The sequence below is a fragment of the Bacillus mobilis genome (genome assembly GCF_001884045.1).
GTDB lineage: Bacteria > Bacillota > Bacilli > Bacillales > Bacillaceae_G > Bacillus_A > Bacillus_A mobilis.
In genome coordinates this window covers 25885-39059 of record NZ_MACF01000116.1, presented here as the reverse complement: position 1 = coordinate 39059, position 13175 = coordinate 25885, and the positions used below count along the sequence as shown (strand labels likewise).

The following is a 13175-nucleotide window of genomic DNA, read 5'->3' as shown; positions in this document are numbered from 1 at the left end:
AATCTTTCATAAACTCTGGAGACCCTAAAAGCGTTAGAAATTGAAAGTATAATTTTATACAAAGGGATTAAAAAGGTACACACTCTTATATAATTTAGACCTTGTTTCTTCTTTCATGTCACACTATTTCCCTCATTATATTTATAAGTCGCGTACCACCACATACCCATCGATTTAAGAATTCAGTTCCTTTTGTTTTTATCAGCTTACTAGGTGTGGCGCTATCCCTTTATAAACAGTTTGTAATACGAATGTCATTTGAAAATAAGGTCAATATATTCACCTTAAAGCACAAGCTTCATTCACGAAGCAAAATTTCATAAAAAAAGCCGATTTCTTTATCGTATAGGAAATCGACTTTTGGCTTAATTATTGATTTAGTAATAAAAAAACTTTTTAAGATATTTATGTTTATACTATAGACGTTGATCTTTCTGGAAGTTTAGTCGAAAATGATCTGCATCATTGTAAACACCAAATTCATATCCATTTTCCTTATAGAATTTAATGATTTCCGGAAGAGCATGTAATGTTTGCGCCTTTTCATGCATTAATACAACTTCTACTTCTTCTGTTGTTTGTTTCTTTACATTTTCGATAATCTGAGTTGAATTATCTTTTAATTTCCAATCATTTGAGTCTATTGTCCAATCCCAAACTTTTATTGCTGCTTCTACAATTTGATTACGAATTTCCTCACCCTTTAATCCTGGTGCAGATCCATATGGTGGACGGACTAGTTTAGGCGTTGTACCCGTAATATTATGGATAAGAGCTAACGTTTCTTTCATTTCCGGTACAAATTGTCCCTTTTTGTATAGCTTATCACTATTATGTGTCATACTATGTGCACCAATATAATGTCCTTCTTTCACCGCTCTTTTTACGTTTTCCTGAAAACCTGTATTTTGTAAATTACTACCTTGCATAAAAAATGTCGAGGCAACATTTTGCTCTTTTAGTACATCTAAAAATTTCCCAGTTAGTTCGCTAGGACCGTCATCGAATGTTAAATACACAACTTTTCCTACCGGTTTTCCATCAGGTCTTTTCTGTTTTGCTGGTGGTGTTTCCTTTTTCTTTTCTTGTTGTTGCGTACTAACTTGATTACTACTTTCATTAGCTACTCCCTTCGCTGGAGTAGAGTTCCATTTCCCAATTAAGAATAATGTGAAAAAGGTCGTTGCTAAAACAACTCCTAAAGATATGATTGCCTTCGTTACTACACTTGTTTTTTTCTTATTTTTCGATTCTTTCATGATTTTCCGATCCTTTCCCTATTAATTTTCATATTCATTATTTGTAAGGCTGAATTATTAGTTTCAACCGGTGTTTACAATAAATAGATTAATAGAGATGGATAAAGATAAAATGCAGATAATGTCGAAATCAGTTAAAGAATAAAGTTAAGTTAATTCTTAAATTTGAAAACTGGATATACACTCAAAATAAAAAATACTACTCTTTCTAATTAAGATTTAGAAAGAATAGTATTTTTCTACTTGCCTATTTTATTACATAATAAAATAATTAATAATGCCATCCACAATACCTTGTTGCGATTTTGCCTGGAATTCTTCTGAATTCATTCTTTTTTCATCACTGGCATTAGATGTAAATCCTAACTCAATTAAGATAGCCGGGGAAGGATTTTCTCGTAAGACAAGAAAATCACTGCCATGAACGCCTCGATCTCGGCTGTCTATATTTTGATCAAAAATAGCTTCTTGTACGACCTTTGCTAATTTTTTATCTTTCCTTTTATTAGATCCATAATGAGTTGTTACTCCTTTTACATTTGTATCCTCAAAAGCATCATGATGAATGCTAATATAAAGATCCGCCGCATGGTCTTTCGCTACTTTGACACGCGCTTGTAATTCTTCTTTTTGTTTTGTTTCTGGAAGTAAACTCATATCTTTTTCGCGTGTTAATATAACTTTTGCATCCGTTCTTTCTTCTAATCCTTTCTTTATATTTTGTGCTACTTTTAAATTAAGTTCTTTTTCAACCGTTCCAAATTTCTTTCCTTTCGTCCCTCTATCTCCTCCACCGTGCCCCGGATCAATTACAATTGTTTTTCCTTCTAATCGTAAATCCTCTTTTGATATATTTTTGTGCCCCTTAGCATGTATGAAACTAACACCTGTACCCATTATTATTATAATAAGCAAAAGCAATATCGCTCTTTTTTTCATTTTAACAATCTCCTTATCAGCTTTTCATTCCGTTTCTAATGAAAATAGTAATGAATGCTCATAAAGATAAAATGCAGATAATGTCGATTTCATTTAAAAATGATAAAAACGTGTAGAACAAAAATTCTACACGTTTTTATTTAAATAGAAATAAAATAATACTCCATCTTCTGTATTCGAAACACCATATTCCGCACCATGCAACTCTAATATATTCTTTGAAATAGCAAGGCCTAATCCTGTTCCACCTTTGGAGCGTTGACGAGACGTATCTCCACGATAAAAACGATCCCATATTTTTTCTAAATGTTCTAGTTCAATATGTGCACCTTTATTTTCTACACATACTTTTACACGTTCATTCTCTTCTATTGTAGAAATAATAATATTCTCCTGCTCTGGTGTATAGCGAATCGCATTCGTAATAAAATTCGTTATAACTTGTTCTATGCGATGTTGGTTTGCAACAACCTCAATTTTAGAAAGTTGTTTATGGACATGCAATTGCTTAGCTGTTATATCCGAAACTAATTGCTCGCATATATAATCAATCATCTCATCGATATGGAAAACACTCATATCCATTTTATACGTACCCGACTCGAATTTTGCTAACTCCAGCATATCTATAATGAGCATATCCATTTTATCTACTTCTTTGGACATTGCTTTAAAGTAATACTCCTTTTTATTACTAGCAACACCATCTTCCAAAATTGAAATGCAGCTCTTCATAATACTTAAAGGTGTTTTTAACTCATGTGAAACACCCGCGATAAATTCTTTACGTGTATTTTCTAATTGCTTTTCTTTTTCTATATCTTGCTGCAATTGATGAATATACGAATGCAAAGCTGTAGAAAGCGTATTAATATTTTGTGATAAATCACCTATTTCATCGTTTGTAGTAATAGGTATCGTCTCAGAGAAATCTAAACCTGCAATTTTTTTGGTAGTGTTATTTATTTGTAATAATGGTTTGGCTATTTTTTTTGAGTAATAGAACGATATCAACACAATTAAAATTAGTACAAAGATAATTAAATATACATAATAATCCTTTATCATTTGTACTGCTTCATCAACTGGTTGCAATGATGTCATAGCAAAAATATAGTTTATCTCACCATCTGTAGCTGTTGTTGGTTTGATTAATAGCTTATATTTAATATTATTTTCTTCGTAATCCATTATTTCTGTAGAAGTAGCATCATTAGATTTTTGATTCAATAATAAATCAACCTGAAATTGCTTTATTCTATCTATAAGCACACGATTTCCATATATAAAGTTCGTTCCTACAGCCCCCTCTGGTAATTCCACGTTCTGAATGCTTCCTGCTAAATATAATTGTGAACTTTCTTTTGAAGATACAGCTTTTGGCCCATACAATCTTTCTGACAGTTGCTTGTTCTCCAGCCCAACATTTTTCTCTTTTATCGTTAACATCGCAGGGACTGCTATATCCCCCTTCTGTACTCCATCGATAATAATATGGCTCCCTTGTTCTAAACTATATTTCATCCTTTCTATATCTTCTAAATTGATAAAACTATACAACGGTATGTGAATGGAACGTTCAGAAAATCTCTTATTTTCGCTAGGGTCTAATTGAATTTCTAAAGAGAAATCATTTGCATATTTTATATTACCTGCACGATCTAACGTTGTAATCCATGTCGCATTCTCTTGATAGAAATTTTGTTCCAATTTTTGAATTGCTTTCGCGTCATCCCCAGCTTTTACATATGCTTTTTCAAAGGATTGAATATTTGTTTTAATATCATTCACTTTTCGATTTGCGTAGTATTGCTTAAAAAATATAGTTTGTCCAATAAAAATAGTTACTAAAATAAGTGTGCATAATGCTGTTGTTAATATAAATAACTTTAATACAATTCCTTTTTTCATACTTGTCCCTCAAATTTATAACCAGCTCGTACAACAGTTACAATACAAGCTGCCTTTTGTCCTAATTTATGACGCAAATTACGAATATGACTATTAACAGTGCGATCCTCCTCATCCACCCGAGCTGTTAGCATAATAATAGGTACATTAGATTTCTTCCGAATTCGCCGACAGACCGCCCAGCCATCTAATTCCAGTAACATAATATCTAAAATAATTAAATGCACCTCATGCTCTTCAAATATAAATAACGCTTCTTTTCCATCAATCGCCTCTAAGACGTTATACCCTTCGTTTAATAAGTAATCCTTCATAATCTCACGTAAAATATCTTCATCTTCTACAATTAATATTGTTCTTTGCATCTTTTATCTTCTCCACGATTTATTTTATCCCGCTTTAATGGGCAGTAAGACCCCCACCTGAAAATGCAGCGAAAGCAAAGAATTTAGCTGGGGTCGGGCTGCCCATAAAAGTCCGATTGGTGAGGGCTGATAATCAGTGGGGGATGAAGAAAACCCCCACTGATTAAAGTTTCACTTTATTGTTAGGAAGAAATAGTTCATTTTATATATTAACCAATTAGAAATCTTTCACTATTTCCGTCACTACTACATACAACATAGTTATATCAAGATAATAGCATGATGGTATAAAGATAAAATGCAGAGATAGCCTTACTATTGAAATTCTATTATTATTTTGCAATTGGAATGAATTGGAATCACATAAAGAACCAGAAGAAATACTATTATTTGGAGGTATCACGATGAGCCTTTTAATTAGAGCGTTAGAAACAAATGATTTAGACAATCTCCCGGAAATTGATGACAGTTTCATAGTGAATGCTCGGTTAATTCTTTCTCTTTCAAAAGTAAATGGACGCATAAAATATACAGTAGAAGACGTTCCGAGTTATGAAAAAAGTTATTTACAAAATGATAATGAAGAACTGGCCAACAATGAATATATAAATAAGCCCAATCAAGTAATTTACATAGCACTGTTACATAACCAAATCATTGGACTCATAGTATTGAAAAAGAATTGGAATCACTATGCTTACATAGAAGATATAGCGGTGGATAAAAAATATCGTACACTCGGAGTTGGTAAAAGATTAGTTGATCAAGCAAAGCAGTGGGCAAAAGAAGGCAACTTGCCAGGTATCATGCTTGAAACGCAAAATAATAATGTCGCAGCATGTAAATTTTATGAAAAATGCGGATTTATAATTGGTGGGTTTGATTTTCTTGTTTATAGAGCTTTGGATATAACAAGTAATGAAGTTGCAATTTATTGGTATTTTCATTTCAAATGAAAATGTTCTTACCGTTAAACAAAAACAAAATAAATTAACCCCAATCTCTCCATATTAAAATTGAGAAATCGGGGTTAATTTATTTCATCATATTTTTATTTAAAACAAATAACTAATTAATAACCCTGCTGATAATAAAAAGCCGTAAATCGTATTTGTCATCGCTGTTGATTTCATTGCGATGCGTATATATCCGGGATCCTTTGCTCCTTTTTGGAAACTTTGAATGGCAGAGATTGGCTTTCTCAAACCTAGGAACATAACTAATGCCCAAGGGCTTATATAACCCATCAATACAATCACCGCGATCCATACATAAGCAATGAAGAAGGCTACAGCTAGTGTTACGATTGCTTTCTCTCTCCCAAGGAGGATTACTAATGTCTTTCTTCCACCTTTAATATCTTCTTCGATATCTCGGATGTTATTCGACATGTTGATTGCACCGACTAAAATTCCAATTGGAACGGAAATTAATATACTTTCAATTGTTATCGTATTTGTTTGAATAAAGAAAGCAATGAGTACAAAACATGTCCCCATCAACAATCCAGAAACTAATTCTCCAAACGGAGTGTACGCAATTGGTAATGGACCACCTGTATATAAATAGCCAACCGCCATCCCGATTAAACCGATAACGACTAACCACCAGCTGCTATTCATACAAATATAAACTCCAATAATTGCTGCTACTACATACAATAAAAGCGCAACTGTTAACACATTTTTCGGTTTCAATCCATGACGGACAATTCCACCACCGATACCAACAGAATCAGCGGTATCTAATCCACGTTTGAAATCATAGTACTCATTAAATAAGTTCGTTGCGATTTGCAATGCTAAACATGCAACCATCATCGCAATAAATAAAAGCCAATGAATGTCTGTAACATAAAGTGATGCTACTGTTCCTAAAATTACAGGAGAAAACGTCGCCGTTAATGTATGCGGGCGCGTCATCTTCCATATTAATTTAGCGGAACTAATTTCTTTTTCTGTCCCCATAACTCTGTTCAATCTCCCAACATTTTAAATATAAATGACTAGCAGTATCTTTCTATCTATTTTCTGCTTCACATCTATTATATCAAAAAAAGAATTGGCGATAGAACTTTAATGCTCTTGCCTGCACCATAACTTTGCATCAAAATATCGTTTTTTCTAATAATAGGTACAGCCGCATGCTCATCAAGCTAACAAAGTAAATTACTAGATATGAAACGATCCATGTTTCGCATCTAATAATTTATAGAAAAGTAGGCATACTAAAGAAGCCTATTAAAACGTGATTTTTTCGCTTGAAACAGTAACAGAAAGTAATCTTTAATTATAAAAATCGCTTTGTATTCGCTCAACTCCTGCTCTTTCTTTTCAAATAGAGGCGTTTAAAGATTTTATATACCATGCATCCATAGTAGAGTGTTCAGAACCTGGTAGGGGTTCATTTAAAAGTATAAATTCAAATTTTTCATATAATAGACATGCAGTTTTTAATTCATGCATTGTTTCTAAATAGCACTTTCCATAATGTGTAGCGGCAAATGACAAAGCTGTTTCCATTAGTTTCTTGGAAAGCCCTAAACCTTGTGCTTTTGGACTTAAGTATAGCTTTTGTAATTCGCAAACTTTATCATGTTCGTTAAACGGTGCTATACCAATTCCACCAACAACTTCTCCTTCCATTTCCACTACCCAATAGTTCGCATGTTTTAGATTATTATAATATTGGTGTAGGTCATTAAGTTGAGGGTCAAAATAAGCTGTTCCAGGAAGCGCTAATCCAAGTGATTTTAATGAATCTTGTATAATTTCTTTTACTCTTGCATTGTCTTCTTTTTTCATTTCTCGAATCATCATATACAATCTCCTTCAATTAAATTTTATTAAAGATTACGACAGATTTTTGAAAATGGCCCCTCTAAATGTTGACTAAGTCCATATTTTAAGGGTACAGTTATATTAATATTAAATGTGGACTTAGTCAACTAAAGGAGACTATATGGATAAAAAAATTATTTATGACATCAGACAATTCAACCGATTTTATACAAAGGTACTTGGTTTATTTAATAATCAAATTCTAGATACAGATTATTCATTAACCGAAACACGAATACTATTTGAAATAAGCGAAAGAACAGAGTGTATTGCGAATAATCTTGTGCAAGAACTTAATATTGACAGAAGCTATATGAGTAGAATTTTACGTAGATTTGAGAAGGAAGAATTAATAGAGAAACGAAGCTCACTAAAAGACAGCAGAAAAAACTTGCTCTTTTTAACAAAAAAAGGAGAGGAACTACTAGATATAATTCATATTCAGTCAGATGAACAAATAAATCAATTGTTTAACGGACTAAGTGATAGTGAGATTAATGAGATTCGTATTTCCATGATGATAATAAAAGAAAAATTAAATAAAAACATTAAACAAAAGTAAAAAAATGAATTGGGGTAGCGTCACATATCCATCAACTTAACAGAACAGGTTACCCCTAAAACGGTAAAAGTGAACTTTGATGCTATTTTTGTTTAGTGAGTACTTTAAAATATTAGCTTGATGGTGATGAGGTACAGCCGAGATACATAAATATTAGGCTTACAACCTTTTGAACTTATCACTAGGTTTTATTATGTCTATTTACAAGGAACTGGCTATAACAACTACATTAGGTCTTTCAAAAGGAAATCCGTTGCTCAAATTCGAACAACGGACCTTCTTTATATGAACCAATGTAAAACATCCTCGGCAATCTCTTCCGGTCTATCCCAATGCATTAGGTGCCCTGTATTTGTATAAAGCTTAGGCGTAATATCAATATGCTTCCTAAATTCCGCGATCTGCAATTCTCTTATTTCTAAATAATTATCTGGAAGATCACAATACAATAGTAAAATATCATTTTTAATTTTATGCGATTTCAATGTCTTATACACCGTATATTGAAACTTAATTACACTTCTAGCGGTATCGCCAGTAGCATGCCATTTCACTTTATTATCTTCTTCTCTCATTAAATCATAAACCGCACGCTCTATTAATGGCGACCATCTAGTGTAAACCATTTTTTCTGATTGGATGAACGCTTCTTTACTGTCAAAAATATATTCATCAAAATTTTTCTCATAATGGGTGATTTCTTCTTCTAATGACCGCGGTGGGCACTCTCCTTCTTTCGCATCTTTATATAGCTCCGCAAAATATTTTGCATTCATTTTACCATGATGATAACCACCATCTAACAAAACCATTTTATTCACTTTTTCTGTACATTCTGCTGCATAGTGAAGCGCAACGCTTGCTCCCCATGAATGTGCTACTATATGAAATGTTTCTTTTCCTATCTGCTCAAGTAATGCTACTACCCAATTTGTTAAATGAGATGCACCGTAATCTTCATCCTTCCCAAAACTTGGTGTTTTCCCATGTCCAGGTAGATCAAACGATACAATATGATAGCTATCTTTTAAAAGTTCTGCTATTTCGATAAAACTTAATTTTGTACTTCCTAAACCATGAAAACAAATGATTTGAGGATTACTTTTATCTCCCCATTCACAAACACTTGCTTCATACTCGCCAAATTCTACAAAAAATTGATTCATTGTTAATCTCCTCTAATTATTAAATGTAAATTAGTTTGTATGCAAAATCGTCTTTTCAGAATAAATAAATTCAACAAAATTATCCAAATCCCTTTTTCGTAAATAATTTTTATAGAATACGAGAGTTAACTCTCGTTGAAAGCACCCAACGCTTATCATTTCAGTTAATGGTTAAACTACATCTTCACGCCTATGAAATTAATATAGTTTAATAATTGTAATACACGTCTATCATATGTGTGATGTTTCAAAGTCCTATCCAGCCCATTTTTTCTATTTGTTTTCTTTCTTGTACATGTTCCAAATAAAACTCTGGTGCACTATTAAACGTTTCTATTTCAACACCTGGTATGTAATGCTTCGCTACATCTGGTCGTATATCAGTTAATTGAAAAGAACCTACAGCATTAATGTCAAAAGTTCTATTATTTACTGAATATGCTTGGATATTTGCAGCATTACAATTCAATTCTTTATCATTTGGTGAACGGTGTAAATTTATATTAATTTTAGTAGCTACGTAATATTGCAATGCATCCTCATAATTCACAAGTGGAAAAGGTTGTATTTTATCCTTTAATCGTTCATATTTTTTTAACTTCTCCCAACCAAACCCACAATTTTTATGTTTTTTTCTGCTAAATACTCTGAAATTGAATCAACAAAAGTAAGTCTATTTTTAAATGCTGTGCCTATAAAACTAAGATCATACTTTTATGTTTCTTCTTTATGAGAAGGTTTAAATACATCTTGATTTGCTGCTAAAGGAAGATGAAACACATTATTACATTCTATCTCTCTATAAAATCTGGTTTCACTTTTAACGCGGTTTTTATAGCTTTTTCTGGGTTTACCATAATTGTATTACTGTTTATCTTTTGTGAACTATTCAAAATTGCTTCTTCGATCATTGGATAATAAAAAGCGATTCCTGATTGAATAAGTAAAATTTTCTTAGGCGTTTTGTCTTTCATATCATGCCCCCTATTTCTCCTTAATCAAAGTGCACGAAAATTAGCAGTCTTTATTCACTTTATGACATCTTACTTTACATGTATAAGCAACGTTTATGTCCATTATATTGCCCTTCCCTCTTTTCACAGGTTAACGACCATGCTTCTTTTATTCATATCCCTATCATGATGTATCTATAATTTTTTATCGCTTATACAACTCCATAAAAGAAAAACAAAATTATTTTCTCCTTTTATTATCAGTTACACCATTTCGTAATACAAAGTTGCGCTTTTTACTCATGCTTATATATATATCAAAAGATACACTTAATATATAAATAATTGAAGAGGAGTAAAGAAGATGAATGCATTAGTATCTGCAAGAAATGTGACAAAGATTTATAACAAGAACCAATTACCGGGACTTAATAAAGTTTCATTTGATATTAAAGCAGGCGAATTTGTAGGTATCATGGGAGCCTCTGGATCTGGAAAAACGACTTTATTAAATATTTTATCCACTATCGACACACCTACAGATGGCGATGTTTTTATAAACGGGGTCAATATCCAAGCGCTTAACAATAATAAATCTGCTGATTTTAGGAAGGATTATTTAGGTTTTATTTTTCAGGAGTATTTTTTACTTAATAGCTTAACAGTAAAAGAAAATATTGCGGTTCCACTTACCTTGTTAAAAAAATCACCAAAGGAAATTGAATCAACAATAGAAAGTTTAGCAAGGCGTTTTGGAATATTTGAGCAATTAAGCAAGTATCCTAGTCAACTGTCGGGTGGACAAAAACAAAGAGCTGCAGCTGCAAGAGCTCTTGCGAAGCAGCCTAGTATTTTATTTGCAGATGAGCCAACAGGCGCATTAGATTCAAATTCTGCAACAGAACTACTTCAAAAATTAAAAGAGGTAAACGAGGAACTTCAAACTACAATTTTAATGGTAACTCATGATGCCTATGCAGCTAGTTTTTCTAGTAGAATTTTAATATTCAAAGACGGGAACATTATAAAAGAATTAAGGAAAAATAAGCAAAATAGAAAAGAATTTTTTGAAGAAATATTAAAAGAAATCTCTAAAATTGATGAACATCGATATAACTAGAAAAATGAAAGGAAGATTGAACTGTGGGATTATTTACAATCGCAAAAAAGAATTTAAAAAATAACTTCTCCTTCTATTCATTCTATTTTATTTCAGTAGCTTTTGTATTGATGGTGTTTTTCTCCTTTATCTCTTTTTCCATGAACGACATTGTTATGGAAAAAATTTCGTCTGACGGTAGAGTAGAAACAATGTCCAAAACGGTGGCGATCTTTGTTATGGCATTTGTACTATTCTATATGTCATATTCTAATACATTTTTTATGAAAAAAAGAATGAACGAACTCGGCATTTACTCCCTTTTAGGATATAGAAAATCAACGATGCTAAAACTGTTAACTTTTGAAAATATTATAATTTGCTTTGCTGCCCTACTTTTAGGAATTATTTTTGGTGCTATTGCTCATAAAGGAATTGTAGGAGTGATAATTAAAATATTAAAATTACAAATAGATACTTCTAAAGTACCATTTATTAACCTTGATGCAGTACTATTCACCTTTATTTTTATCTTTGCTGTTCTTTTTGTTTTATCTTTATCAAATTGGATTATCCTTCGAAAAAGTTCCTTACTAACTTTAGTACGTATGGAACAAAAGGAAGAAAATAAGTTGAAAATTAATACAGCTTTTTCACTACTAGGATTATTTTTAATTTTAATTGGCTATTTCTTAGCTATCGATATTACACGGGGCATGAAATCCTTGTGGAAAACAATTGGCTTTTCACCAATTGCACTCTTAACAATGTTCAGTGTCATATTAGGGACGATCTTCTTTATTCACTCTTTTTTACCATATGCGATTCAAAAGCTGAAGAAAAATAAAATATGGTTTTATAAAGAATCCAATATTATTGTCGTCCCAAACTTTATATTTAAAATTCGTTCAAAAGCAAAAACATTAATTTTGTTAACCTTATTAACCGCTGGAACTTTAGCTATTTTCAGTTCTACTCTACTGACACTTTACTATCCAGTTGTCGCTACAGAACGTATCGTACCTTCAGCTATTGAATTTCCATTAGAAGATAAAGAAGTAGCCAATAAAGCACTACAAATTGTACAAAAAACTGTCGGTAAAGAAAGTATAAACTATACAGAAACAACCATTATTAACGTGAAATCTAATTCTGAGAGTTTACCAAAAGAATATAGTATAAAAAAGGAGCACGGATTTGATCTTATCTCTGAGTCTGATTACAGAAGGTTAATAAATGTTCAAGATAAAAATGTAGAATTTAATACTTTAGCTCAAAATGAAAGCATCCTAGTAAAATATCGCCCTGAAAAAGAAGACCTAGCTAAAGGGAAAATATATACTTTAAACTTCCCCCCTACAACTAATATAGACGTTAAAGTAAAAGACACTACATTACTTAATCCCATTGGATTTGCAAATAGTGTAGGAACACTTATTATCTCGGATCAACTGTATAAAGAAATAAAAACTTTAGGGCTACCTGAAAAAACGATAGTGAGTTTTAATGGAAAAGATATGAGGAATAATGAAGCAGTTTATGAAAACTTAGCCCCACTATTTAAAAATAATATGTATTTTACAAGCAGTTACCAAAAAAATGATTATATTATTCAGCAAAATAGCTCAACGTTCTTGCTCATTAGTTTCGTTACTATCATTTTCTTTATTGCAACAGGCAGTATTCTCTATTTCCATAACCTTTCAAGTATGATGTCAAATAAAAATGAATTTATTATCTTAAATAGAATGGGCTATAACAAGAAGAAGCTAAAAAGAATAATAAGTAAAGAGATTTTCACCTTGTTTAGCATTCCTTACATAATAGGATTAGCACATAGCATTTTTGCATTAGTTGCCTATAAAACCGCGTTAATGGATGACCTATTAGGAAAAAGTAGTGCATTTATATTACCAATTCTTTTCGCAGTAATCATTTTTACTGTTGTATATATCGTTTATTATTTGTTAACAAAAAGAGCATGTTATAAAATTATATTTAACAATAAAAAATAAACACTTAAAAATAAAGCTGATGCTACATAAAAAAACATCAGCTTTATCTGTATGTAATCTAACAAA

11 protein-coding genes and 1 pseudogene are annotated in these 13175 nt (G+C 31.7%); 4 read left to right on the top strand and 8 right to left on the bottom strand.

Annotated elements, in window-relative coordinates; all coding sequences use genetic code 11:
- Nucleotides 1-416 precede the first annotated feature (416 nt).
- From BAQ44_RS18805 to BAQ44_RS18790, 4 genes are all read right to left on the bottom strand, one after another.
- Complete coding sequence (locus BAQ44_RS18805; protein WP_071722896.1) at nucleotides 417-1259, bottom strand: polysaccharide deacetylase family protein; 843 nt, start codon at nucleotides 1257-1259, stop codon at nucleotides 417-419.
- Nucleotides 1260-1514: 255 nt separating this feature from the next.
- On the bottom strand, nucleotides 1515-2198 hold the full coding sequence (locus BAQ44_RS18800) for an N-acetylmuramoyl-L-alanine amidase family protein (protein ID WP_063263375.1): 684 nt from the start codon (nucleotides 2196-2198) through the stop codon (nucleotides 1515-1517).
- Between the two features lie 126 nt (nucleotides 2199-2324).
- Nucleotides 2325-4109, bottom strand: a complete 1785-nt coding sequence (locus tag BAQ44_RS18795) for a sensor histidine kinase (protein ID WP_071722893.1) — start codon at nucleotides 4107-4109, stop codon at nucleotides 2325-2327.
- On the bottom strand, nucleotides 4106-4474 hold the full coding sequence (locus BAQ44_RS18790) for a response regulator (protein WP_063263377.1): 369 nt from the start codon (nucleotides 4472-4474) through the stop codon (nucleotides 4106-4108). The genes BAQ44_RS18795 and BAQ44_RS18790 overlap by 4 nt, the downstream gene beginning before the upstream one ends.
- A 404-nt stretch (nucleotides 4475-4878) precedes the next feature.
- On the opposite strand from BAQ44_RS18790, the gene satA reads away from it, so the two are divergent.
- The gene (gene satA, locus BAQ44_RS18775) at nucleotides 4879-5430 is read left to right on the top strand and encodes a streptothricin N-acetyltransferase SatA (protein ID WP_071722891.1); all 552 of its coding nucleotides are present in this window, start codon (nucleotides 4879-4881) and stop codon (nucleotides 5428-5430) included.
- 99 nt (nucleotides 5431-5529) lie between these two features.
- Here satA and menA read toward each other — a convergent pair whose 3' ends face one another.
- A complete protein-coding gene (gene menA / locus BAQ44_RS18770; protein WP_071722888.1) occupies nucleotides 5530-6441 on the bottom strand; it encodes a 1,4-dihydroxy-2-naphthoate polyprenyltransferase in 912 nt (303 codons plus the stop codon).
- Between the two features lie 366 nt (nucleotides 6442-6807).
- On the bottom strand, nucleotides 6808-7293 hold the full coding sequence (locus BAQ44_RS18765; protein ID WP_071722886.1) for a GNAT family N-acetyltransferase: 486 nt from the start codon (nucleotides 7291-7293) through the stop codon (nucleotides 6808-6810).
- A gap of 142 nt (nucleotides 7294-7435) precedes the next feature.
- Between BAQ44_RS18765 and BAQ44_RS18760 the strand changes: the two genes are divergently transcribed.
- Nucleotides 7436-7876 (top strand): MarR family winged helix-turn-helix transcriptional regulator, encoded by a 441-nt coding sequence (locus BAQ44_RS18760; protein WP_063262073.1) that lies wholly within the window; start codon nucleotides 7436-7438, stop codon nucleotides 7874-7876.
- A 281-nt stretch (nucleotides 7877-8157) separates the two neighbouring features.
- Here BAQ44_RS18760 and BAQ44_RS18755 read toward each other — a convergent pair whose 3' ends face one another.
- Together BAQ44_RS18755 and BAQ44_RS18750 are read right to left on the bottom strand one after the other, a co-directional pair.
- Nucleotides 8158-9042 (bottom strand): alpha/beta fold hydrolase, encoded by an 885-nt coding sequence (locus tag BAQ44_RS18755; protein WP_071722883.1) that lies wholly within the window; start codon nucleotides 9040-9042, stop codon nucleotides 8158-8160.
- Between the two features lie 176 nt (nucleotides 9043-9218).
- Nucleotides 9219-10016: pseudogene (locus BAQ44_RS18750) on the bottom strand (CgeB family protein).
- Nucleotides 10017-10359: 343 nt separating this feature from the next.
- On the opposite strand from BAQ44_RS18750, the gene BAQ44_RS18745 reads away from it, so the two are divergent.
- On the top strand, nucleotides 10360-11115 hold the full coding sequence (locus tag BAQ44_RS18745; RefSeq protein WP_071722876.1) for an ABC transporter ATP-binding protein: 756 nt from the start codon (nucleotides 10360-10362) through the stop codon (nucleotides 11113-11115).
- A 23-nt stretch (nucleotides 11116-11138) separates the two neighbouring features.
- Nucleotides 11139-13109, top strand: a complete 1971-nt coding sequence (locus BAQ44_RS18740; protein ID WP_071722874.1) for an FtsX-like permease family protein — start codon at nucleotides 11139-11141, stop codon at nucleotides 13107-13109.
- The last annotated feature ends 66 nt before the right edge of the window (nucleotides 13110-13175 follow it).